This is a genomic window from Arthrobacter sp. NPDC090010 (assembly GCF_044748305.1).
Lineage (GTDB): Bacteria > Actinomycetota > Actinomycetes > Actinomycetales > Micrococcaceae > Arthrobacter_E.
Genome location: NZ_JBIVFT010000005.1, coordinates 85,743 through 110,071 on the forward strand (window position 1 = coordinate 85,743; position 24,329 = coordinate 110,071).

Sequence of the window (24,329 nt, forward strand, 5' to 3'; positions counted from 1 at the left end):
CGGAGAATACTGCCGAGCGCCGTTTCAGCAGGCGCCCAGAGCTCTGGTGGGAGGGGCGCTGCGGTACCAGTACTCCCCCGCCTCACGGAAACCGAGCGAGCGATAGAGCGCCTGGGCGCCCGTGTTGGAGCGAGCCACACTGAGCCAGAAACCGTCCCCTCCGGGCACGGCGTTCACCAAAGAACTCACGATGGAACGGGCCAGGCCCTGGCGTCTGCGAGCCTCCCGGGTCACCATTCCGTAAATCCCGGAGAGTGTTCCTACGTGGATCGCCTGGCCCACGGCCACCACCCCGCCGTCCCCGCCACGGACCAGGGCGTAGCTGGACCGGCCCCGTTCCAGGATCGCCCGCGCGGTGTCGGCGTCCTGGGGCCCGCCGTGCCCGCTGGTCAGCCACCAGGCATCGAACCAGTCCCGGACCGGTTCGGGATACAGCTCCACGCTGTGCGAGGGCACCGGAAGAGTCCCGGCTCCTCCGCGGACCATGAACATCGTGGGAGTACGGACGCGATAGCCCAGTTCCTCGAGCCGCTCATCCAGGGCGGCGTCCTCCGGGGAGGACGTCAATTGGAAGAGCGCCGGCTGCCGTCGGCCCCGGTACCACTGCTCAGCCTCGCGGATCGCCGCGTCCAGGGACTCCACGGGTGCGTACGGCCAGACCGAGTTGGCCCGCTGCGTCACGCCGGACGCCGTGCGGTACAGCCAGGACCCGGTGTCGAACGTCGTCAGGCCCGGCCACGCCGCGTTCTGCAGCGTGACCAGGCCTGAGACGGTGGTCAGATCAGACACGGAACGGTTAGACCGCGGCCGTCTCTTCGCCGTCTTCCGGCTTGGCGGCCTTGGGCGCCGGCTTGAAGTCGACACCGGCTTCCTTGCGCTGCTGCGGCGTGATCGGTGCCGGAGCACTCGTGAGCGGATCGAAGCCGCCACCGGACTTGGGGAAGGCGATCACGTCACGGATGGACTCGGCGCCCGCCAGGAAGGACACCACACGGTCCCAGCCCAGGGCGATGCCGCCGTGCGGCGGAGCGCCGTACTTGAAGCCTTCCAGCAGGAACCCGAACTTGCTCTCGGCCTCTTCCTTGCTCAGACCCATGACCGCGAACACTCGCTCCTGGATGTCACGCTGGTGGATACGGATCGATCCGCCGCCCAGTTCACTGCCGTTGCAGACGATGTCATAGGCGTAGGAGAGTGCCGACTCCGGGTCGGTGTCGAAGGTGTCCATGAACTCCGGACGCGGCGAGGTGAACGCATGGTGCACAGCCGTCCACTTGCCGGCGCCCACTGCGACGTCACCGGACGCCACTGCGGCTGCGGCCGGCTCGAACATCGGCGCGTCGACGACCCAGACGAACGCCCATTCGCCGTCCTGGACCAGTCCGGTGCGGTGGCCGATCTCGACGCGGGCGGCACCGAGCAGCGCACGGGAGGCGCTCTTCTCACCGGCGGCGAAGAAGATGCAGTCGCCGTTGGAGGCGCCGACGGCGGCCGCGAGGCCCTCTCGCTCGGCATCGGTGAGGTTCTTGGCCACAGGGCCGGCCAGCTCGCCGTCGTCCTTGATGAGCACGTACGCAAGGCCCTTGGCACCGCGCTGCTTGGCCCATTCCTGCCAGGCATCCAGCGTACGGCGGGGCTGCGAGGCGCCACCGGGCATGACGACGGCGCCCACGTACGGCGCCTTGAAGACGCCGAAGTTGGTGTCCTTGAAGAACTCGGTGAGTTCGGTCAGCTCGAGGCCGAAGCGCAGGTCCGGCTTGTCCGAGCCGTACTTGGCCATGGCCTCGGCGTAGGGCATGCGGCGGATCGGCGTGGGGATGTCCACTCCGATGAGCTTCCACAGGGCGACCACGAGCTTCTCGCCGAGCGCGATGATGTCGTCCTGGTCGACGAAGCTGGCCTCGATGTCCAGCTGGGTGAACTCCGGCTGGCGATCCGCGCGGAAATCCTCGTCACGGTAGCAGCGGGCGATCTGGTAGTACTTCTCGAAACCACCCACCTGAAGCAGCTGCTTGAAGAGCTGCGGCGACTGCGGCAGGGCGTACCAGGAGCCGGGGGCGAGCCGGGCCGGCACCAGGAAGTCGCGGGCGCCCTCGGGGGTGGACCGGGTGAGGGTCGGGGTCTCGATCTCCAGGAAGCCGTCCGTATGAAGAACCTCGCGCGCCACACGGCTGGCCTCGGAACGGAGACGGAGATTGCGGGACAGCACGGGACGGCGCATGTCCAGGTAGCGGTGCTTGAGACGGGCTTCCTCGCCGACCTCGACGTGTTCGTCGATCTGGAACGGCAGCGGCTCTGACGTGTTGAGCACGACGACGGTCTCGGCGATGACTTCGACCTCACCGGTCGCCAGGGCCGGGTTCTCATTGCCTTCCGGACGCCGCTCCACGGTTCCCGTCACCTGCAGGACGAACTCGTTGCGCAGACCGTGGAAGACCTCTTCCTCACGCACCACCACCTGGGCGACGCCCGAGGCATCACGCAGGTCCACAAAGGCAACCCCGCCGTGGTCGCGCCGGCGGGCGACCCAGCCTGCCAGGGTGACGGTTTGTCCGATGTGCTCAGCTCGCAGGGAGCCGAGGTCATGTGTGCGCAGCACAGCATTCCTTTCGAGTGGAGCGGATTCTTCCCCCGGATACGCGGATGGCGCCTCCCGGGCGGGAAAACTCTGGGGATCGCGGATCAATCCCGATCTGATGTGACGATTTTACCCGGTACCCCGAACGGCTCTCACCGGGCGCGGCCGGTGCGCCTATCCGGCGGTGCGTGCGATGACCTGCGGGCGGAGGTCCTCTTCGGACGGAGTCCACACGGCCGGGTCCGCCTCGAGCTGTTCCCCGCTGCGGATGTCCTTGACCTGGTGGGTTCCTTCGGCGTCGGTGAACCAGACGAACGGGATGCCCCGGCGGTCGGCGAACTTGATCTGCTTGCCGAACTTGTCCGCCTTCGCGGCAACCTCCGTGGCGATGCCACGGGCCCGCAGCTGCGCCGCGACGTCCTGCGCGGAGGACCAGGAGTCATCATCGTTCAGTGCCACGAGCACGGCCGTCGGGACGCTGCGGCTGGCGGCGGCGAACTCCTGGGACAGGATGCGGGAGACCAGACGGGTGACGCCGATGGACAGGCCCACTCCGGGGAAGGTCTTGTTGCCCTTGGTGGCCAGGGATTCGTAGCGGCCGCCGGAACAGATGGATCCGAGCTGCTCGTGTCCCACCAGGACGGTCTCCACCACGGTGCCGGTGTAGTAATCCAGGCCGCGGGCGATGCTGAGGTCGGCCACCACCTTGCCCGGGGCGCGTGACGACGCCGCTGCCACCACCTGCTCCAGCTCAGTCAGCCCCTCCTCCAGCAGCGGGTGTTCCACGCCGAGCGCGCGAACCTGCTCCACGAAGGAGGTGTCAGTGGTCTGGATCGTGGCGAGCTTGAGCGCCGCCTCGGCCTGTTCCTGCGTGGCGCCGAGTTCAGTGCGCAGCAGCTCCGCAACCTTCGCCTCGCCGACCTTCTCCAGCTTGTCGATGCTGCGCAGCACGCCGGCGGTGTCCTCCAGGCCGATGCCGCGGTAGAAGCCCTCGGAGAGCTTCCGGTTGTTCACCCGCAGCCTGAATTCCGGGATCGGCAGGGCCGAGAGCGCTTCCGCAATCACCAGGACGATCTCCACGTCGTAGCGGAACGGCAGCTCGCCGTCGCCCACCACATCGATGTCGGCCTGGGTGAATTCGCGGGCGCGGCCCTCCTGAGGGCGCTCACCGCGCCAGACCTTCTGCATCTGGTAACGGCGGAAGGGGAACGCCAGGTAGCCGGCGTTCTCCACCACGTAGCGGGCGAACGGCACGGTCAGGTCGAAGTGCAGGGCGAGGGCGTTGGGGTCCGACTTGGCGGCCGAGTCGTCGTCCTGGAGACGGCTGAGCCCGTAGACCTCCTTGTCGATCTCCCCCTTGCGCAGGAGCTGACCGACCGTCTCGACGGCCCGGGTCTCGATGGAACCGAAGCCGTGCAGTTCGAAGACGCGGCGCAGGGTGTCCAGCACATGCTGTTCCACCACACGCTCCTGGGGAAGCCACTCGGGGAATCCGGACAGGGATGCGGTGCGTGCCATGCTGAGAAACTCCTTCGACGTGCGGCTTGTCCGCGGGTGGGCGGTGCGCCGTGCCTAAACTAGGTGCGTCAGTCAGTTTAAGCCGTGGTCGAGCCTCAGCACGAACCAGCGCGGCGGGACACGGCACTCCAGGAGGTCATTGGGTGGTTAGCAGCAAGGACCAGCTGCGCGAACAGCGCCGCAGGGTACGGCAGATGGAAGCCCGGCGTTCGCTGCGTGATGCTCAGCAGCAACGCCGCCGCAGGGACAACCTCCTGGCCATCGGGGCGGGCGCGGTCGCCGTCGCCCTCGGCGTCGTACTCCAGCTGACGGTCTTCTCCAGCAACCCCACTCCGCAGGAGTATGCGGCATTGCAGGCCGGCCTTGACACGCCGAGTGCCAGCCCTTCCGCCGAAGGCAGCAACATCGGCAACATCCCGAGCGCCGACATCGCCAAAGGGAAGACCTTCAACGGCACCCTGACCCTCAACGGTCATGCACTGGGTGTCACGCTGGACGGCTCCAAGGCCCCTCAGGCCGTCTCCGTCTTCAAGACCCTTGCCGACCAGGACTTCTTCAAGGCCAACAACTGTCACCGCCTCACCACTGCGTCCATCTACGTCCTTCAGTGCGGTTCCAAGGACGGCAAGGGCGCCTCGGACCCCAACTTCCAGTGGGGACCGGTGGAGAACGCACCGGCAGACGGCAAGTACCCCGCGGGAACGATCGCGGTGGCACGTTCCACCAGTACCTACAGCAACGGCACACAGTTCTTCATCGTCTACCGTGACAGCGTGCTTCCCACCGACGGTGGCGGCTACACCGTCATGGGCAAGGTCACGAGCGGCCTGGACACCGTCACGAAGGCGGCCGCCGCCGGTGTCAAGGCCGGCGGGACATCCGCCACGGACGGTCCCCCTGCCACGGCAGTAACGATAGACTCGTTTACTCTGAAGTGATTCCGCTTTTCCGAAGCGGCATTTCTGATCCCCGGCGCGCCCGGGGAGTGCGCACATTCCAACGAAGGAAAGAGTTCCAGCGGTGACAGACAGTCAGCGACCCGACGAAGCCACCACTCCGGTGGCCCCCGCCGCGCAGCCTGCGGCTCCCAGCCCTGCGGCCTTCGCCGCGCGTCCCAAGGCAGCAGGTGTGGCGCCCTTGGCCCAGCACGCCCCTGAGGCGAGTGTGGACCTTGAGGCTGCGCGCGCCTTCGGGCGGGTGGAAGGTGACGGCCATGTCTTCGTGACCGTCGACGGCGAAGAGCACGTCGCGGGCCAGTACCCCGGAGTCTCCGCAGACGAAGCGCTGGCGTACTTCGCGCGGAAGTTCGAGGACATCGCCGCGCAGATCGCGCTGCTGGAGAGCCGGGTCGAGGCCAGGGCCTCTGCCGGTGACATCCCGACGAGCCTGAAGCATCTTCGCGAACAGCTCGAGGCCCACAACGTCCTCGGTGACATCCGCGGTGCCCTGGACCGCATCTCCGCGTTGGATGTCAAGGCCGAGGCATTGGTGAGCGAGCAGAAGGCCGAGCACGACGCCGCCAAGGCCGCCGAACTCGCAGCCCGTGAGGCCATCGTCGCGGAAGCTGAAGCGATCTCCGGTCAGGACCCTGCCAACACGCAGTGGAAGAGCTCCAGCACCCGCATGAACGAGCTTTTCGATGCGTGGAAGGCCGCTCAGAAGTCCGGCATCCGCCTGTCCAAGAGCGTCGAAGAGGGTCTCTGGAAGCGATTCCGCACCTCTCGCACGGTCTTCGACCGGCACCGTCGCGCGTACTTCTCCCAGCTCGACTCGAACAACGCCGAGGCCAAGGCCGTCAAGGAACGGCTCATCGCCGAGGCGGAACAGCTTCAGGAATCGACCGACTGGGGTGCCGTCGCCGGCGAGTACCGCCGCCTGATGGATCAGTGGAAGTCCGCGCCGCGCGGCAACCGCAAGGACGACGACGCCCTGTGGACTCGTTTCCGGGCCGCTCAGGACGTGTTCTTCAATGCGCGCCAGGCTGCCAATGACGCGATCGACGCGAGCTACGCCGCGAACCTGACCGTCAAGGAGCAGCTCCTCCTTGAGGCCCAGGAACTCGTACCGGTCTCGGATCTCGCCGCCGCGAAGAAGTCCCTGCAGTCCATCCGGGACCGTTGGGAAGAGGCGGGCCGCGTCCCCCGGGCAGACATGGGCCGGATCGAAGCAGCCATGCGACGCGTCGAGGATTCCGTCCGCGAGGCCGAGGAAGAGAACTGGCGCCGCAGCGATCCCGAGGCCAAGGCCCGGAGCACCAGCATGATCGAGCAGCTTGAGGCGACCATCGCCGGGCTTCGCGATGATCTGTCGGTCGCTGAGAGCAAGGGCGACGCACGGGCCATCAAGACCGCCCAGGACGCCTTGGCCGCACGTCAGCAGTGGCTCGAGGTCGTGCAGAACTCCGCCAAGGATCTCGGCTGAGCGAACGCTGAGCCGAGGCTGAAGCACTGGGGGGCCGCCGTCATCCGGACATCCGGACGACGGCGGCCTTTCGCGTGAGCGGGAGCCCTCCCCCGGCGTGTCCCTGTGCTGCGGGTCCGTGCTGTCCACAGGCCGGCAAACGGGCGTTCCTCCCGGCTGCCCAGGCAGGCAGGATGGCCCTATGGACTATTCGGTCAGTCAGTTCAGCGGGCGTCAGGCCATGCTGCAGCCCGGCATGCCGTTCTCCACTGCCGAGCTCAACGCCATGGTGCTGGACGGGCTGCTCAGAGTGGTGGCCCGGGACGCCTACGTCCCCTGCACAGCGGTGGTGGACGCCAGGGCCAGGGCCCGTGCACTGGCCGAGCGTATTCCTCTCGCCTTCCGGCAGCGGATCGTGGTCGGACGGCTCAGCGCCGCCTGGATTCATGGGCATCCCGCGGAGCCGCTGCGGCCGGTGCTCCTCGTCGATCAGCGGCACCGGGTCTCCGGTCTGCGGCGCAAGGTGCGAGCGGACTACTACGAAGGCCGGCTGGGCCCGCATGACGTGGTGAGCCTGGGCGGTCTGCTGGTCACCACCCCGCTGAGAACGGCCGTCGACGTCGCGACGGCTCTGAGGCCCGAGCTCGCGGTGCCGACGCTACGGAGCCTCATCGACTCCCCCGATGCGGGGATCAGTTGGAGGATCCTCCGTCTCGCGGTGGAACACACGGTTCCAGTCCAGCGGCTTTCCGCGGCGTTGGAGAAGGTCGATGCCTGCCTTCACTGATCCCGCCGGCGGCAGGGGCCCGCACCGCGGTTCAGCGGCGTTGCCCACCGCCCGTACGGTACACGTCGAAGACGCCGTCGATCCTCCGGACCGCGTTGAGGATGTGGTCAAGATACTTGGGATCGCCCATCTCAAAGGCGAAACGCGAAATCGCAAGGCGTTCCTTGGAGGTGTGGACACTCGCCTCCAGGATATTGACGTGGTTCTCGGAGAGCACGCGCGTGACGTCCATCAGCAGACTCTTGCGGTCCAGCGCCTCCACCTGGATCTGGACCAGGTAGATGCTGGTGCGGGTCGGCGCCCATTCCACATCCACAAAACGCTCCGGTTCCGAGGAGAGCGCTTGGACGTTCGGACAGTCGCTGCGGTGCACCGAGATCCCCGAGCCACGGGTCACGTACCCGGTGATGTCGTCCGGCGGGACCGGGGAGCAACAGCGCGCCAGCTTCGCCCAGACATCGTCGACGCCGCGCACGATCACCCCGGCGTCGGACACCCGCCCGCTCGGCGTGTGGGTGCGCGCCGGAGTGAATTCCTCCTCGGAGGGTTCCTCCGGTTCGGTCAGGCGGTCCAGCGCCTTCTCCATCACCGATTGGGTGGAGATGTGACCGTCGCCGATCCCCGCGTACAGCCCGGCGACGTCGACGTACTTGAAGGACTCGGCAAGCCAGGCGAGGTTCTCCGGGGTGAGCACCTTCGTCAGGGGCAGGCTCTGCTTGCGCATCGCGCGCGTGAGCATCTCCTTGCCCTTCTCGATGGACTCCTCGCGGCGCTCCTTGCTGAACCACTGCCGGATCTTGTTGCGTGCCCGCGCGCTCTTGACGAAGTGCTGCCAGTCCTGGCTGGGTCCGGCACCTTCGGCTTTGGAGGTGAAGACCTCCACCCGGTCACCGTGGTTCAGCTCCGAGTTCAATGGCACGAGCTTGCCGTTGACCCGGGCGCCGATGGTCCGGTGCCCGACCTCGGTGTGGACCGCATAGGCGAAATCCACGGGCGTCGCTCCGGCAGGAAGCGTCATGATCTCGCCCTTGGGAGTGAAGACGAACACCTCATTGGTGCTGATCTCGTGCCGCAGGCTGTCCAGGAAGTCCCCCGGATCCACCGTCTCGCGCTGCATGTCCACGAGGGAACGCAGCCAGCCCATCTCACCCTCGCGAGGGGCCTGAGCCGCCCGGGCCTGGTGCTTGTACTTCCAGTGTGCCGCGACACCGTACTCCGCGTTGCGGTGCATCTCGTGGGTGCGGATCTGAATTTCGACGGTTCTGCCGCCGGGCCCGATCACCGAGGTGTGGAGCGACATGTACATGTTGAACTTCGGGATCGCGATGTAGTCCTTGAAACGCCCCGGAATGGGCTTCCAGAGCGAATGCACTGCGCCGAGCGCCGCGTAACAGTCCTTGACCGTGTCCACCAGGACGCGCACGCCCAGAAGGTCGTTGATGTCGTCGAACTCCTTCTCGCGCACCACCATCTTCTGGTAGATCGAGTAGTAGTGCTTGGGACGGCCCGTGATCGTCGCCTTGATCCGGGACTCCCGCAGTTCCTCGGCCACCGTCTCCCGGATGCTGCTGAGCAGTTCCTCGCGCTCCGGCGTCCGGGCGCTGACCATCCTGACGAATTCCTCGTAGACCCGTGGATAGAGGGCCGCGAAGGACAGGTCCTCCAGTTCCCACTTCACGGTGTTCATGCCGAGCCGGTGGGCCAGCGGTGCGAAAATGTCCAGCGTCTCACGGGCCTTCTTCGCCGAGGACTCCGCGGAGACGAAGCGCCAGGTCCGTGCATTGTGCAGGCGGTCTGCGAGCTTGATCATGAGCACCCGGATGTCCTTGGCCATGGCGACCACCATCTTGCGGACGGTCTCCGCCTGCGCCGCGTCGCCGTACGTGACCTTGTCCAGCTTGGTGACGCCGTCCACGAGCATCGCCACTTCGGGGCCGAAGTCCTTGGAAAGCTGGTCCAGGGTGTACTCGGTGTCCTCCACCGTGTCGTGCAGCAGGGCCGCAGCCAGGGTGGTGCCGCTCATCCCGAGTTCGGCGAGGATGGTTGCGACCGCGACCGGATGCGTGATGTAGGGATCACCGCTCTTGCGCTTCTGACCCCGGTGGTGGAACTCCGCGGTGTCGTAGGCCCTCTGGAGGTATTCGAGGTCTTCCTTGGGATTGTTGACCCGGACCGTCCGCATGAGGGGTTCGAGGATCGGTGAGTAGCTCAAACCGCCCCGGCCCGTGAGGCGCGCCAGCCGGGACAGGGTCCGCTCGCGGCGTCCGGGGAAGGTGGCTTTGGCCGCCGAGTTGTCGACGGGGACGCCGACCACGGTGTGCCCCGGTGCCGGTTCCAGCGAACCGTCCAGCGTCGTCGACGGTTCCCCGGGGTCCCCGGCTGCGGGCGCGGCGATCCGCCCCTGCTCATCCGGTGTGGGACCCGATACAGAACCATCCACCACAGTTGTTCCTTCCCCAGGGAGTTAATTCGTCAATTCTACGCCGCCCGACCAGCTTAAACGCACCGAGGGCCGCTTCCACACCAGGTGGAAGCGGCCCTCGGTGGAGGAGCACTGCGGTATCAGGCGCCGACGGCCTCAGCACGGTCGCGCCGCAGCCGGACCTTCTCCGCCTGAGCCTTCAGGGATGCCTCGCCCTCGCGAAGCCAGGCGTAGAGCGGTGCAGCGACGAACAGCGTTGCCAGCGTGCCCACGATGATGCCCACGAAGAGCGCCAGCGAGAGGTCCCGGAGTGTTCCAGCACCCAGCAGCCCGGCTCCGATGAACAGGATCGCCGCCACGGGGAGGACGGCCACCATGCTCGTGTTGATGGAGCGCACGAGGGTCTGGTTGACGGCCAGGTTGACCTCGTCGGCGAAGGTCCGCCGTGTGGAGGTCGCCAGGTCCGCGGTGTTCTCACGGATCTTGTCGAAGACCACCACGATGTCGTAGAGCGAATAACTGAGCACGGTCAGGAAGCCGATGATGGCACTCGGGGTGACCTCGAAGTCACTGATCGCGAAGACGCCGGCCGTGATGATCTGCGTCACCGCCATACCCGCGATGGCCGCCAAAGACATCTTCCATGTTCTGAAGTACAGCGCCATGAGCACCGCCGCCAGAACGACGAAGACGATCAGACCGATAAGAGCCTGCTGGCTCACATCCGCGCCCCAGGTCGGGCCCACGAAGGTGGACGTGACCTGGTCCGGGCCGACACCGTAGGCCTTGGCCAGGCCTTCCTTGAGCTGCAAGGTCTGCTGATCGCTGAGCTTGTCGGTCTGGATACGCATGGTGTCACCGGCGATGTTGGCGACGCGCGGAGCGGCACCCTGAACCACCTGGCGGACGGCGTCCTCACCGAGGCGCTGATCGGTCGATTTGACCTTGGAGACCGTGAATTCCGATCCGCCGCGGAAATCGATGCCCAGATTGAACCCGCCCTTGAGCACGGGAACCAGGATGGACAGCACCACCAGGGCGCCCGCGATGAGCATCCAGATCTTCTTGCGCCCCACGAAGTCGTAGGAACGCTTGCCCGTGTAGAGCTCGTTGCCGAAACGTGCGAAGACTGTCGACATGGTCACTGACCGTCCTTTCCGGACTCGTCCGCCCCGAGGGCGGCCTCACGTTCGGCCTGGCGGCGCTCGGCGATGGTGAGCCGTCGTTCGGCCTCCGCCCGGGCACCGCTCTTGCGTGCCGGCGCGCCCGCGCCGACCGGCTCGAGCTCGTCGGGACGGCGGATGCGGCCCGCACCGCGGTACAACGGGATCGCGCCGAGGCTTCTCGGATCAAGGCCCGAGAAGCGATGGCCCTCGCCGAAGAAGCGGGTACGGGCCAGAAGCAGCAGCGTCGGGTGGGTGAAGAGGAACACGACCAGGAGGTCCGCGATGGCGGTCAGGCCGAGCGTGAAGGCGAACCCTCGCACATTGCCCACCGCGACGAAGTAGAGCACGACGGCGGCGAGCAGGTTCACGGCCTTTGAGGCCAGCACGGTGCGCTTGGCCCTTCGCCAGCCGTTCTCCACGGCCGCCACCAGGCCACGGCCCTCGCGCAATTCGTCGCGGATGCGTTCGAAGTACACGATGAACGAGTCCGCGGTCTGCCCGATGGCCACGATCAGGCCCGCCACACCGGCCAAGGAGAGCCGGTAGTTCTGCGCCCAGCCGAGCAGCGTGATCGCCAGATAGGTCAGGACACCCGCCACCAGCAGCGATACCACGGTCACGAAACCGAGGGCGCGGTACTGGAAGAGCGAGTAGATGACCACCAGGATCAGACCGATCAGACCCGCGATCAGACCCATCTTCAGCTGCTCGCCACCCAGCGTCGCGGAGATCTGCTCCTCGGACTGGATCTCGAAGCTGATAGGGAGAGCTCCGTAGCGCAGCTGATCGGACAGCGTCTTGGCACTGGCCTCGGTGAAGTTGCCCGTGATCTGCGGACGCCCGTCGGTGATCACCGCGAGGGAACGCGGTGCCGAGAGCACCTTGTCATCCAGAACGATCGCGAACTGGGAACGCGGATCGGTCCCCGAATCGCCGCCGGCCTGGACGTAGAACTGGTTCAGCCGCTGGGTGACGTCTTTGAAGACGCGGGTGCCCTCATCGTTGAACTGGATGTTGACGGCCCACTCGTTGGTCACCGCGCCCTGGCGGCCCTGCTGAAGACCATAGGAGGACGTGACGATGTCCTGGCCCTTGACCTCGACCGGACCCAGCACGTACTTCACAGCGGGCTGACCGTCCTGGGCCGCCTGGCAGGTCACCAGTGGCTTGCTCGGATCGGAGCGCTGTGCCCCGCCCTTGTCCAGGGACGCGCAGTCCATCGCCTCGAACTCCTTGACGACATCCGCGGTCAGCCAGGCGGTGTCGCTGGCGTTCTTCGGAGTGGTCGGCTTCGGGATCTTGCTGGCGGGAGTGCGCTGCGCCTCCGGCACCGGGGTTCCGGCACCGGAGGTGATGACCGGGCGGAAGTTCATGTCCGCGGAGGCCTGGATCAGATCGCGTGTTTCCTTGGACGGGGTACCCGGCATGGCTACGACCACATTGCGGCCGCCCTGGGTGCTGATCTCCGACTCGGAGACGCCGGAACCGTCCACACGCTGGCGGATGATCTCCACCGCCTGGTTGAGCTGATCGGCATTCACCGAGGCACTGCCTTCGACCTTGGGCGCCAGGATCATCTGGGTTCCGCCCTCGAGATCGAGTGCCAGTTTGGGGGTCCAGCTTGAAGCGCCGGAGAGTGCTCCTCCGGCCATGACCGCGGTCATGGCCAGGAGCAATGCGACAAGCCAGAGCAGCGTTCTGCGCGCCACCCTTGTGGGGCCGGTCTTAGCCATTGATGGGATCCTTTGGGATGCGTGGCAGAGCCACGGGAACGTTCAGGGTCTACTTACTTGCTCTCACCGTTGAGACGCTTGAGCGTCTCCTCGGGCGACTCTGCCGCCAGCTTCTCAGCGGAGAGTCCATTCTCATCCTGCACGACGACGTCGGGAGTGCTGTCCGCCTTGAGCGCGGGGGCCTCCACGGTCTCGGTGAGCGCGGGCTCGGCATCGGCATCAGCCTCTGCAGGGACCGGCGGCTCGACGACCTTGGTGACGGCCTGACGGTGCACCGTGGCCAGGTTGCCGGGAGAGAGCTCCAGGACGACCTTGTTCTCTTCCTCATCGATGGAGCGGATGGTGCCGAAGAGGCCGAAGCTCGTCATGACATCCACACCGGGACCGAACTTGGACTGCATCTCCTTCTGCTGCTGCTGCGTCTTCTTGTTCCTGCGCATCATGAGGAACATGAGCACCGCCAAGGCGGCCAGCATCAAGAGCATTGTGGGATCCACGGATCACTTCCATTCGTCGCGTTTCAGACATGCGGTTCCCGCACCCGGAGGTGGCGGGCGTCATAACAGTCTAAAGGGAAAACCCTGGGGCACGGTGAAAGCGCCAACGCGCCCGACTAGAGCAGTCCCTCGTCTTCGAGCAGGACCGGCTGGAACGACTCCTCCGTCAGCCCCGCCGCCGTGAGCTGTTCCTGGCCGAACACACCGTCCGGAACCGCGAAGCCCAAGTGCGTCCAGGCGGCCGCCATGGCGATCCGGCCCCGAGGAGTACGGCCCATCAATCCCTCACGCACCAGGAACGGCTCGGCGACGGTCTCCACCGTCTCGGGTTCCTCGCCCACCGCGATCGCGAGGGTGGACAGGCCCACCGGTCCCCCGCCGAATTTGGTCACGAGCGCTTCCAGCACGGAGCGGTCCAACCGGTCCAGGCCACGCGAATCCACCTCGTACATATCGAGGGCCGCGCCGGCCGCCCGGGCATCGATCTGTTCCGTTCCGTGCACAAGAGCCCAGTCCCTGACACGACGAAGCAGGCGGTTCGCGATACGGGGCGTACCCCGGGACCGTCCGGCGATCTCGTGGAAGCCCGCCGAGGAGACCTTCAGGTCCAGCAGTCCCGCGGAGCGGCGCAGCACGAGTTCCAGCTCTTCGACGGTGTAGAACTCCAGATGACCGGTGAAACCGAAACGGTCACGCAACGGCCCCGGGAGGAGGCCTGCGCGAGTGGTCGCCCCCACCAGGGTGAACGGCGGGAGATCCAGCGGGATGGCCGTGGCCCCGGCGCCTTTGCCGACCACGATGTCCACACGGAAGTCCTCCATGGCCATGTACAGCATTTCCTCCGCCGGCCGCGACATACGGTGGATCTCATCGAGGAAGAGGACTTCGCCCTCGCTGAGCGAGGAGAGGATCGCGGCGAGGTCCCCGGCGTGCTGGATCGCGGGGCCGCTGCTGATCCGCAAGGGGGCGTTCATCTCGGCTGCGATGATCATGGCGAGGGTCGTCTTGCCGAGCCCGGGGGGGCCCGACAGCAGCACATGGTCGGCGCTCTTGCCACGAAGCCGGGACGCGTCAAGGACCAGTTTCAGTTGTCGCCGGACCCGGCCCTGCCCGACGAAGTCATCGAGGTGACGGGGCCGCAGAGCGGCCTCGATGGCCCGCTCTTCAGGCTCTTCGCCGCCGTCGACCAAGGGGTTCTCAGCCACGTCCGCCCCTCATCCTGGCACCGTCCTGGCCAAGCCACCGCAGGGTGGCGCGGAGGATCTCCGGGACATCGCCTCGTTCAGCCAACCCGGGACTGTCCTTCAGCGCCTTATCCACGGTGGCCGATGCGTCCTTCTCGCTCCAGCCAAGACTGCTGAGCGCCTCAACGACCTGCGGCTTCCAGGCTTCCGTCCCGGCCGTGACGACCGCGACGGGACCGGACTCGCCGGTACCATGCGGCACCAGTTTGCCCTTCAGCTCCAGCACGATGCGACCCGCGACCTTGGGACCGATGCCGGGGACCTTGGTGAACGCCTTGCTGTCCTCGGTGTGAGCCGCCACCCGGATCGATTCGGGATCCAGCACGGCGAGCACCGCCAGCGCCAGCCTCGGGCCCACCCCGCTCACAGTGAGGAGGATGTCGAAGACCTCACGCTCGTCGTCGTCGGCGAAGGCGAAAAGCGTCAGCGAGTCCTCCCGCACGATCAAGGCCGTGCTCACTCTGGCCTCTTCGCCGAGCCGGAGTGCGGAGAGCGTCTGCGGCGTGGCCTGCACTGCCATGCCGACTCCCCCGACTTCCAGGACAGCGCTGGACAGGCCGAGATGCGCCACGGTGCCACGGAGCGAGCTGATCACGTGTGTTAACCCCTCAATAGGATGTCTGCCATTCGAACATTTCTACGAAAAGCCTAGCAAGACACCCGGAAGCTCAGCGTCCGCGCCGCGCCCGGGCTTCCGCTTCCGCCCACGCACGCTGCGCCGGCGTCAGGGAGTCCCGGCCGGGTCCGGAACTCGCGACCGCGGCCCCGCTGCCCGCCCGCCAGGCGTGGGTGATCGCCAAGGCCAGGGCGTCGGCGGCATCGGCCGGACGAGGAGCCTCGGAGAGCCGGAGGATCTTGGTGACCAGCTTGGTGACCGCCTCTTTATTGGCCCGCCCACTGCCGGTCACGGCCGCTTTCACCTCGGAGGGCGTATGCAGCGCGACGGGAATGCCGCGGCGGGCGGCCGCCGCGATCACCACGCCTGAGACCTGGGCGACGCCCATGACCGTACTGACGTTCTGCTGCGAGAAGACCCGCTCGATGGCGACGACGTCGGGGGTGTGCCGATCCAGCCATTCGTCGATGGCATTGGCGATCACCAGCAGGCGGGCATCCAGCGGCTGATCCGCTGACGTCCCGACGACCGAGACCGCAACCATGGTGGCTCGCCGGTCCCCCGCGACGTCGACGACACCCAGACCGCAACGGGTCAGGCCCGGGTCCACACCCAGCACGCGCAGGCTCATGCGCATGGCCCCAGAACGACGGCGATGACTACTCGGCCTCGAGCTGAGCCTGGACTTCTTCGCTCAGGTCGGCGTTCGTGTAGACGTTCTGGACGTCGTCCAGCTCCTCAAGGGCGTCCACGAGCTTCAGGAACTTCTTGGCGCCTTCCAGATCCAGCTCAACCTGCATGGAGGGGATGAACTCGGCCTCATCGGTCTCATACTCGATGCCGGCCTCGTTGAGAGCGTCGCGGATCGGCTGCAGATCTCCGGGCTCCGAGTGGATCTCCCAGTTCTCCCCCTGATCCTTGACCTCATCGGCACCGGCCTCGAGGACGGCCATGAGGAGATCGTCCTCGCTCAGGCCGTTCTTGGGCAGGCTGACGACGCCGCGACGGGTGAAGAGGTACGCCACCGAACCGGGGTCGGCCACGGTGCCGCCGTTACGGGTGATGGCGAGACGGACTTCGGAGGCTGCGCGGTTCTTGTTGTCCGTGAGGCACTCGATGAGCAGTGCGGAGCCCTGAGGACCACGGGCTTCATAGGTGATCTCGGTGTAGTCGACGACCTCGCCCGTCAGACCGGCACCACGCTTGATGGCGCGGTCGATGTTGTCATTCGGGACGGAGTTCTTCTTGGCCTTGGAGACGGCCAGGTCCAACGCCGGGTTACCGGAGAGATCCGGCCCGCCCATCCGCGATGCGACCTCGATGTTCTTGATGAACTTGGCGAACGCCTTGGCACGCCTGCCGTCGATCACGGCCTTCTTGTGCTTGGTGGTAGCCCATTTGGAGTGGCCCGACATGCCTACGCTTCTCCTTTGATCATCCGGATGAACAGTTCGTGAACGCGCAGCTCCCCCGTCACCTCAGGGTGGAAGGACGTGGCCAGCGCGTTGCCAGAGCGAACCGCAACAATTCTAGCTCGTGAATCGACGGTGGCCGCGGAGGGCATTTCGTCGGGATGCAATTGGGCGAGGATCTCGACCCCGTCACCGACCTCTTCCACCCAGGGCCCGCGGATGAAGACGGCGTGAACGGGAGCGACGCCGTCGCCCGCACGCCCCGCGGAGAAGTCCAGTCCACCGAAGTCGAGGTCGACCTCGAACGATTCCCGCTGACGGCCGAAGGCGTTGCGCCGCACGGTCATGTCGATGCCGCCGAAGGTCCCCTGCGGACGGCCCGAAAGATCCAGCGTCGGGTCCTGGAGCCGATCGGCCAGCAGGATCATTCCTGCGCAGGATCCGTAGACGGGCATGCCCTCGGCGATGCGTTCCCTCAAGGGGTCCGCGAGTTCGAACGCACGGGCCAGCTTGTCGATGGCGGTCGACTCGCCGCCAGGGATGATCAGGCCGTCGACTGCGGCGAGCTCGGCAGGCCGGCGAATGGCGATGGCACGGGCGCCGACCGTCTCGGCCGCATGGAGGTGTTCGCGGAAGTCGCCCTGGAGCGCCAGGACGCCGACGAGCGGGGTGTCATGGGGAGGATTCTGCACTGCAACAGTTTAGTACGCGGCTCTCACCGGCCTTCTCATGGGGACATGCGCCCTGGCCGCCGAGTTGTGACCTTCCCGACCCTCCGTCGCTCGCCGGTCCGGGCCCGCTCAGCCAGTAGCATGGGTGAGGACCTGTTATCGATTGAAGAGGTGCGCAGTATGTGCGGAATCGCCGGTTACCACGGCTTTGGGGAGAACGAGGAGATGCTCAAGGCCATGAGCGCCTGCATCGTCCATCGGGGCCCCGACGGTGAGGGCTACTTCACCGAGGCGAACGTGGGACTCGCGCACCGCCGTTTGTCGATCATCGACGTCGCGCACGGCCAGGAGCCGATGATCAGCGCCGACGGCGACACCGTGCTGGTCTACAACGGCGAGGTCTACAACTACCTGGAGCTGCGCGCGGAACTCGAAGCTCTGGGCCGCAGCTTCCGCACCCAGTCGGACACTGAAGTGGTGCTGCAGTCCTATGAGCAGTGGGGCACCGAGGCTTTCGACCGCTTCAACGGCATGTTCGGTCTCGCCATCCTGGATAAGAAGCGCAATGTCACGGTCCTCGCCCGCGACCACTTCGGCATCAAACCGCTCTACTGGGCCAATGTAGGCACGGACGAAGCCCCGAAGGTGCTCTTCGCCTCGGAGATCAAGCCGATCCTGGCCACCGGCGAGCTGAAGGCCGCCCCGAACGAGCGCATCCTCTACCGTTACCTGCAGTACCGGATTCACGATGACAGCGCCGAGACGTTCTTCGCCGGCGTGAACAAGCTGATGCCGGGCGAGATGATGACGATCGACAACGCCACCGGCCGGTTCACGATCGAGACGTTCACACGTCTGCGCCAGGAACTCGAAGAGCTCTCCACACAGAACCGTCCGTACACGCCGGAAGTCACCGACGAGTACCGGCAGCGCTTCACCGAGGCCGTGCGGATGCGTCTGAAGTCGGAAGTCCCTGTCGGTTCCGCCCTCTCCGGAGGCCTGGATTCCTCCGCAGTGGTGGTCACCATCAACAAGCTGATGCAGGAGCACGCCGACGCCGTCGATTCGATCGGCGCCAAGCAGAACACCTTCAGCGCCGTGTTCCCCAACTCGATCAACGATGAGGAGCACTACGCGGACGCCGCGATCGCCAAGTGCAGCGGCAACATCCAGGCCCACAAGATCCTGCCCACGCCGGAAGGTTTCAACGAGGACCTGGACGACTTCGTCCGCACCATGGAGGAACCCATCATCTCCTCCGGTCCCTACGCGCAGTACTGCGTCATGAAGGAGGCCAGCAAGCATGTGACCGTGCTGCTGGACGGTCAGGGTGCCGACGAGATGATGGCCGGGTACATCCCGTACTACTTCGCCTACCTGCGTCAGCTCAAGAAGGCCGGCGACTACCGCACGCTCATCCGTGAGGCGGGCCAGTCCCTGGACATCTTCTACCGGCTGGGCCGCTTCCGCCTGAAGTCGAAGCTGACCGCCAAGAAGCAGCTCGGCATGGGGCAGCTGCTGAACAAGGACTTCACCTCTGCGCACCGCGGTGAGAAGTTCAGCAACGTCCCGGACAACATGAAGCTCCGTCTGATCGACGATCTCTTCCACAAGTCGCTGCCGTCACTGCTGCGCTACGAGGACAAGAACACCATGCGCTTCTCCTTGGAAGGCCGTGTGCCGTTCCTGGACAAGGAAGTGGTGAAGTTCCTCTTCAGCCTCTCCGACGAAGCCATCATCAAGGGCGGCTGGAACAAGCGCATCCTGCGCGATGCCACACGCGGCCTGCTGCCGGAGAAGATCAGCAACCGCCGCAACAAGATCGGTTTCACCACTCCGGAGGCGGAGTGGTTCAAGCTGATGAATGAGCGGATCTACAAGATCTTCATGTCCAACTCCTTCTACAACCGGCCGTACTGGAATCGCGAAGCGGTGCTGACGGCTTTCGAGGAGTACCTCAACGACAAGAACGACGCCGACACCATGGTGTTCTGGCGTCTCATGAACGTCGAACTGTGGTTCCGCGAGTTCATCGACCAGGATGAGACCCCGGCGGATGTGAAGCTCAACAAAAGCGACTATGAGCCGAACCCGGGCAAGGAATTGGCCATCGAGTCCGCGGGGACGGCCTTCCTGCGGTTCCCGCTGCAGACCCAGGTCTTCGCCAAGGACACCGAGCTGGCACCCGCCGTGACCCAGTACCCCGAGCGTTTCTTCGCCGGTCTCGATACGGCGCCCGCCGAAGCCCGTGCCGCCGTCGAGGCAGCTCGTGCCGATGGCCGCAAGTGGTATCTGCTGGTGAGTGAGAAGATCGTGGCCATCACCCAGGGCCGTTCCTTCCCGGTCTGGGAGATCAAGGTCTCTCCTGCGGCCCGCGTGCTCAGCAAGTTCGTGACGCGTACGCCCGCCGGCATCGGACTCGGCAGCCCCTGGTCGATGCAGATCGCCATCAACGAGGTGGGCCTGCCCCTCATCGTCAAGGCCGCGCTGGCCTCCGTGGTGGGCAAGTTCCAGGGCAAGAGCGGCGTCTTCTACGACGTCGTCGGACACAACATCAATGCGATCGACGGCGCGACGCCGTACAGCCTCGGGGCCGCGAGCAATTCCGTGAAGCTCGCCCCGAAGGATCCGGAAGGGGTCGCCCGCAGCCTGAGCGCCTCCATTCGCGCCGCCCTCCCGGCAGAGGCCGTGGAGAACTTCGGCGGCGTGGCGATCATGGACGCCAACGACCTCGGCGTCGTCGTCATGGGTCACGACACCGCACTGCCCACGGAGACCATCGCCGGGATGTTCAAGGACAACCCGCAGGGTCAGGGTTCGCAGGCGACTCCGATGTCCCTGGTGGTCACCGAAGCCTGAGCCGAGCACGTCGAAGGGCCCCGCCGGATCACCCGGCGGGGCCCTTTCCCGTCCTGTCAGTCATCGATCGCCACGACGCCGCTGGGCCAGCCTGCCCATCCAGCGGGAGGCCAGCAGCATCCGCGCGGCCCGCGGAGCACGCCGCTGAGAGTAGCGGCTCAGGATCCGGTTCACTGTCTCGCCATCCGGATCACCCGCCCCAGAGGCCCTCAGCAAGCCGACGAGTTCGGCCGCATCGTCCAGACCGGTTCCGGCGCCCCGCCCGAGATCGGGCGTCATGGCATGCGCCGCGTCGCCGAGCAACGCGACCCTCCCCCGGTGAAAACGGTTCAAGGGTTCACGAAGGTCATAGAGATCGTGCCGGAGCACCGCACCGGGTTCCGTTCCCGCGATCAATCCACGGGCCGTCGGATACCAGTCCTGGAACTCGGCCAGCGCGGCTTCCCGCTCGCTGCCGAAACCTCGTGTCGTCGCCGTCCTGCCCTCCTGACTCGACGTGACGGCGAACCAGTACACGCGGCCGTCCCCCAGCGGAACGGTGCCGAAACGCTGCCCGTCGCCCCAGTCCTCACCGGCCGTGCCCTGAGTGCCCATCGCCGCCGCCGTCACACCGCGCCACGCACTGTAGCCCGTATATCTCAGGCCGGGGTCCAGACCCAGCATCGTGCGGGTGGGACTGCGCAGTCCGTCCGCGGCGAGAATCAGATCCCATTGGCTGGTTCCGCCCGGATCCGTGGCGAGTTCCGCCCGGCGCAGAGGACCGCCGTCGTCGAGCACGGTGGCCCTGGTGCCCCAGTGGAACCGCACTCCGGCGCATTCGGCGAGCAGGAAGTCTCTCAGCTCCTCACGATGGTGCATGCGGACATCCGGCCTGACCGCTGCCGGGAAGGCGAATCTGATCGAGCCGTCCGGGCGTCTCATGGCCGTTCGGAGATCCGCTGCCGGTCCGTGCGGAAGGGAGTCGTACCCCTCGGCCAGCCCGAGGCGGGCGAATGCTTTCCGCGCGGAAGGAAACAAGGAGATGCCTGCCCCGGCGACCGTGTCGGCGGGTGCCTTCTCGAACACTTCTGGCCGCAAGCCCAGCCGGGAAAGTCCCGCAGCGGCCGTGAGTCCCACGATTCCGGCCCCGATGATAGCGATCCTCATGAACGCCCCCTTTCCGTCCCATTCTGTCATCGAGGAGCGTCGCTCTTGTGAGCTGCGCCATAGCTGTGAAATGGTCGTTTCATGACTAATCCACTCCTCGCGCCCAGCACACTGCCGTATGGGCTGACCCCTTTCGCGGAGCTCCGTCCGGAGCACTATCAGGAAGCCGTTCAGCAAGGCCTCCACGAGCACCGCGAGGAGATCGCGGCCATCGTTGCGAACCCCCAGCCCGCCGACTTCGAGAACACCGTGCTCGCAATGGAGCGTTCAGGTGATCTACTCGACCGGGCCGTACGTGCCTTCGAGACCGTGGTGGGAGCCGACGGCAGCGCGGAACTCGACGCGTTGGACACCGAGATCACCAAGCTCATGGCCGAGCACGAGGACGGGATCTACCTCAACGGCCCGCTCTACACCCGCTTCGCCGCGGTCGACGGCTCCGGCCTCGACGGTGAGGACGCCCGCCTCCTGGAGGACTACCTCCGGGTGTTCCGCTTGGCCGGCATCGGCCTGGACGAGGCCGGTCAGGGACGCCTCCGCGAAATCAACAGCCGCCTCTCGGCCCTCGGCACGGAGTTCTCTCAGAAGGCGAAGGAGGCTGTCAACGCCGGAGCCCTGGTCGTGGAGACGGCCGCTGAACTGCGCGGCATGGACGACGACGCCGTCCGTTCCGCTGCTCAGTCCGCGGCGGAGGCCGGGCACGAGGGGCGATATCTGGTGCCCCTCATCCAGCCGAGCAGCCAGCCGGCGCTTTCCATTCTGGAGGAACCCGGTACCCGCGCCACGCTGCTGAGCAATTCCACGGGTCGCGGCGTGCAGGACGGCCCCTTGGACGTCCGCACGAACATCCTGGAACAGGCGCGCCTGCGTGCGGAGAAGGCGGAACTGCTGGGCTTCAGCGACTACGCCGAGCTCGCCGTCCAGAATCAGACGGCACCAGGACTGCGCCCCGTGCTGGACATGCTCCACCGTATGGCACCCGCGGCCCGGGCCAATGCGGGCGCCGAAGCCGAAGCCCTCTCCGCTTCCGCCGGAGGTGAGCTGACCGCCGCCGATTGGCAGTTCCATTCCGACCGCGTCCGCAACGAGCGCTTCCAGGTGGACGAACAGGGCCTGCGCCCGTACTTCGAGCTGAACAATGTGATCGAGAACGGCATCTTCTTCGCCGCGGGCAAGCTCTTCGGCCTCAGCTTCACCGAACGCACCGATCTGACGGCCTACCACCCGGATGTCAGGGTCTGGGAGGTCTTCGAAGAGGACGGCACTCCCCTGGGCCTGTTCCTGGGTGACTATTTCACCCGTCCGTCCAAGCGCGGCGGCGCCTGGATGAACTCTCTGGTGGAGCAGTCGACCTTCGCCGGAACGTCCCCGGTGGTGTTCAACACCCTTAACGTCGCCCGGCCTGCAGAAGGCGAGCCGGCCCTGCTGACCCTGGATGAGCTGCGCACCGTCTTCCACGAGTTCGGCCATGCCCTGCACGGTCTGCTGTCCCGGGTGAAGTACCCGCGGTTCTCCGGGGCGAATGTCCCGCGGGACTTCGTCGAGTACCCGTCCCAGGTCAACGAGATGTGGATGTTCGACCCCGAGGTGCTGGAGAGCTACGGGAAGCATCACGAAACGGGCGAGCCCCTGGATCCTGCCGTGCTCAAGCGGCTCGACGATGCGAGCCTCTGGGGCCAGGGCTTCGGCACCATGGAGTACCTGGGCGCGGCGCTGCTGGATCTGGCCTGGCACTCCTTCGGCACCGGCGGAGTGCCCGACGACGTCGAACAGTTCGAACAGGCCTCGCTCGAGAGCGCGGGGCTGGCCTGGGAGCTGGTCCCGCCGCGCTACCGTTCCGGCTACTTCCAGCACATCTTCGCGGGCGGCTGGTACGCCGCAGGCTACTACTCCTACATCTGGAGCGAAGTGCTGGACGCCGACACGGTCGAATGGTTCCGCGAGAACGGCGGTCTCAGCCGGAAGAACGGCGAGCACTTCAGGGAAGAGCTCCTGAGCCGCGGCAACAGCCGTGAACCGCTGGAGAGCTTCCGTGCCTTCCGAGGCAGAGACGCCGACGTCGCACCCCTGCTGAAGCGCCGCGGCCTCGCCTGACGGTTCTCCCCTCCACCCCCATCGATTGCTGCGTGGTTGTCGTTTTGAGTGCTCAAAACGACAACCACGCAGCAATGGATGAACGACGGCGGCCGGTCACCTTCGCGAAGGTGACCGGCCGCCGTCGTCGTTCAATGAGGAGGCCTACCAGCCGCGCTCGGCGAACTGGATGGAGCGCGCAGGCTCGTCCACGTTGATGCCGACCATGGCCTCACCGAGGCCGCGGGAGACCTTGGCGATGACATCGGCGTCGTCGAAGAAGGTGGTGGCCTTCACGACGGCGGCGGCACGCTGGGCCGGGTTGCCGGACTTGAAGATGCCGGAGCCGACGAACACGCCGTCGGCGCCGAGCTGCATCATCATGGCGGCGTCGGCCGGGGTGGCGATGCCGCCTGCGGTGAAGAGCACCACGGGCAGCTTGCCGGTCGCGGCGACTTCCTTGACCAGCTCGTACGGGGCCTGGAGTTCCTTGGCCGCCACATAGAGCTCATCCTCGGGCAGGGCGGAGAGCTTGGCGATCTCGGAACGGATCTTGCGCATGTGTCCCGTGGCGTTGGAGACGTCGCCGGTGCCGGCCTCGCCCTTGGACCGGATCATGGCCGCGCCCTCGTTGATACGACGCAGAGCCTCGCCCAGGTTGGTCGCACCGCAGACGAAGGGAACGTCGAAGGCCCACTTGTCGATGTGGTTGACGTAGTCGGCCGGGGTCAGAACCTCAGACTCGTCGATGTAGTCGACGCCGAGGGACTGCAGGACCTGGGCCTCGACGAAGTGGCCGATGCGGGCCTTCGCCATGACCGGGATGGACACGGCCCCGATGATCTGGTCGATCATGTCCGGGTCGGACATGCGGGACACGCCGCCCTGTGCGCGGATGTCCGCGGGGACGCGCTCGAGAGCCATGACGGCGACGGCGCCGGCATCCTCGGCGATGCGGGCCTGCTCGACGTTCACGACGTCCATGATGACGCCGCCCTTGAGCATATCCGCCATGCCGCGCTTGACCCGGCTGCTGCCGGTCACGATTCGCTGCTTCGCATCGGCGGCGCTGCCGTTGGTGTTTTCGCCGTTCAGTTCAGCTGTAGACACAAAAACCCCTATGGGTATCAGAGAAAGACGTACGTCACGGGACATGCGGTCAACCCCACGCATGTCCCCCGACCGGTGGCTGCTACCACTTAAGAAC

19 protein-coding genes are annotated in these 24,329 nt (G+C 66.3%); 5 read left to right on the top strand and 14 right to left on the bottom strand.

Annotated elements, in window-relative coordinates:
* Positions 1–24: 24 nt before the first annotated feature.
* From ACIPXZ_RS09535 to hisS, 3 genes are all read right to left on the bottom strand, one after another.
* Positions 25–789: a GNAT family N-acetyltransferase gene (locus ACIPXZ_RS09535; RefSeq protein ID WP_400592960.1), complete on the bottom strand. Its 765-nt coding sequence runs from the start codon at positions 787–789 to the stop codon at positions 25–27.
* A gap of 7 nt (positions 790–796) precedes the next feature.
* A complete protein-coding gene (aspS, locus tag ACIPXZ_RS09540) occupies positions 797–2,599 on the bottom strand; it encodes an aspartate--tRNA ligase (RefSeq protein WP_400592963.1) in 1,803 nt (600 codons plus the stop codon).
* A gap of 153 nt (positions 2,600–2,752) precedes the next feature.
* Entirely contained in the window at positions 2,753–4,096 is a 1,344-nt protein-coding gene (gene hisS / locus ACIPXZ_RS09545) for a histidine--tRNA ligase (protein ID WP_400592966.1), read from the bottom strand.
* Positions 4,097–4,239: 143 nt separating this feature from the next.
* Here hisS and ACIPXZ_RS09550 point away from each other — a divergent pair, with 143 nt between their 5' ends.
* The 3 genes from ACIPXZ_RS09550 to ACIPXZ_RS09560 all read left to right on the top strand — a co-directional run bounded on the left by ACIPXZ_RS09550 (position 4,240) and on the right by ACIPXZ_RS09560 (position 7,283).
* Positions 4,240–5,034 carry a peptidylprolyl isomerase gene (locus ACIPXZ_RS09550; RefSeq protein ID WP_400592969.1) on the top strand — a complete coding sequence of 265 codons (795 nt, stop codon included), beginning with the start codon at positions 4,240–4,242 and terminating at the stop codon, positions 5,032–5,034.
* 55 nt (positions 5,035–5,089) lie between these two features.
* On the top strand, positions 5,090–6,517 hold the full coding sequence (locus ACIPXZ_RS09555; RefSeq protein ID WP_400593331.1) for a DUF349 domain-containing protein: 1,428 nt from the start codon (positions 5,090–5,092) through the stop codon (positions 6,515–6,517).
* 181 nt (positions 6,518–6,698) lie between these two features.
* Positions 6,699–7,283: a hypothetical protein gene (locus ACIPXZ_RS09560; RefSeq protein WP_400592972.1), complete on the top strand. Its 585-nt coding sequence runs from the start codon at positions 6,699–6,701 to the stop codon at positions 7,281–7,283.
* Positions 7,284–7,314: 31 nt separating this feature from the next.
* Here ACIPXZ_RS09560 and ACIPXZ_RS09565 read toward each other — a convergent pair whose 3' ends face one another.
* From ACIPXZ_RS09565 to pdxT, 9 genes are all read right to left on the bottom strand, one after another.
* Positions 7,315–9,465 carry a RelA/SpoT family protein gene (locus tag ACIPXZ_RS09565; RefSeq protein ID WP_400593334.1) on the bottom strand — a complete coding sequence of 717 codons (2,151 nt, stop codon included), beginning with the start codon at positions 9,463–9,465 and terminating at the stop codon, positions 7,315–7,317.
* A gap of 380 nt (positions 9,466–9,845) precedes the next feature.
* Positions 9,846–10,844, bottom strand: a complete 999-nt coding sequence (gene secF / locus ACIPXZ_RS09570; RefSeq protein WP_400593337.1) for a protein translocase subunit SecF — start codon at positions 10,842–10,844, stop codon at positions 9,846–9,848.
* Positions 10,845–10,846: 2 nt separating this feature from the next.
* Complete coding sequence (gene secD, locus ACIPXZ_RS09575) at positions 10,847–12,604, bottom strand: protein translocase subunit SecD (RefSeq protein WP_400592975.1); 1,758 nt, start codon at positions 12,602–12,604, stop codon at positions 10,847–10,849.
* A 53-nt stretch (positions 12,605–12,657) separates the two neighbouring features.
* On the bottom strand, positions 12,658–13,089 hold the full coding sequence (gene yajC, locus ACIPXZ_RS09580; RefSeq protein WP_400593340.1) for a preprotein translocase subunit YajC: 432 nt from the start codon (positions 13,087–13,089) through the stop codon (positions 12,658–12,660).
* A gap of 128 nt (positions 13,090–13,217) precedes the next feature.
* Complete coding sequence (gene ruvB / locus ACIPXZ_RS09585) at positions 13,218–14,306, bottom strand: Holliday junction branch migration DNA helicase RuvB (RefSeq protein WP_400592978.1); 1,089 nt, start codon at positions 14,304–14,306, stop codon at positions 13,218–13,220.
* On the bottom strand, positions 14,299–14,940 hold the full coding sequence (gene ruvA, locus ACIPXZ_RS09590; protein ID WP_400592981.1) for a Holliday junction branch migration protein RuvA: 642 nt from the start codon (positions 14,938–14,940) through the stop codon (positions 14,299–14,301). The genes ruvB and ruvA overlap by 8 nt, the downstream gene beginning before the upstream one ends.
* A gap of 73 nt (positions 14,941–15,013) precedes the next feature.
* A complete protein-coding gene (gene ruvC / locus ACIPXZ_RS09595; protein ID WP_400592983.1) occupies positions 15,014–15,592 on the bottom strand; it encodes a crossover junction endodeoxyribonuclease RuvC in 579 nt (192 codons plus the stop codon).
* A gap of 28 nt (positions 15,593–15,620) precedes the next feature.
* The gene (locus ACIPXZ_RS09600; RefSeq protein WP_400592986.1) at positions 15,621–16,376 is read right to left on the bottom strand and encodes a YebC/PmpR family DNA-binding transcriptional regulator; all 756 of its coding nucleotides are present in this window, start codon (positions 16,374–16,376) and stop codon (positions 15,621–15,623) included.
* A 2-nt stretch (positions 16,377–16,378) separates the two neighbouring features.
* Positions 16,379–17,065, bottom strand: coding sequence for a pyridoxal 5'-phosphate synthase glutaminase subunit PdxT (gene pdxT / locus ACIPXZ_RS09605; protein WP_400592989.1), 687 nt, complete (start codon positions 17,063–17,065; stop codon positions 16,379–16,381).
* 159 nt (positions 17,066–17,224) lie between these two features.
* Between pdxT and asnB the strand changes: the two genes are divergently transcribed.
* Complete coding sequence (gene asnB, locus ACIPXZ_RS09610) at positions 17,225–19,903, top strand: asparagine synthase (glutamine-hydrolyzing) (RefSeq protein ID WP_400592992.1); 2,679 nt, start codon at positions 17,225–17,227, stop codon at positions 19,901–19,903.
* Positions 19,904–19,963: 60 nt separating this feature from the next.
* On the opposite strand, the gene ACIPXZ_RS09615 is transcribed toward asnB, so the two are convergent.
* The gene (locus ACIPXZ_RS09615; RefSeq protein ID WP_400592995.1) at positions 19,964–21,049 is read right to left on the bottom strand and encodes an FAD-dependent monooxygenase; all 1,086 of its coding nucleotides are present in this window, start codon (positions 21,047–21,049) and stop codon (positions 19,964–19,966) included.
* 81 nt (positions 21,050–21,130) lie between these two features.
* On the opposite strand from ACIPXZ_RS09615, the gene ACIPXZ_RS09620 reads away from it, so the two are divergent.
* Positions 21,131–23,143, top strand: coding sequence for a M3 family metallopeptidase (locus ACIPXZ_RS09620; RefSeq protein WP_400592998.1), 2,013 nt, complete (start codon positions 21,131–21,133; stop codon positions 23,141–23,143).
* 144 nt (positions 23,144–23,287) lie between these two features.
* Here ACIPXZ_RS09620 and pdxS read toward each other — a convergent pair whose 3' ends face one another.
* A complete protein-coding gene (gene pdxS, locus ACIPXZ_RS09625) occupies positions 23,288–24,217 on the bottom strand; it encodes a pyridoxal 5'-phosphate synthase lyase subunit PdxS (protein WP_400593343.1) in 930 nt (309 codons plus the stop codon).
* Positions 24,218–24,329: the final 112 nt, after the last annotated feature.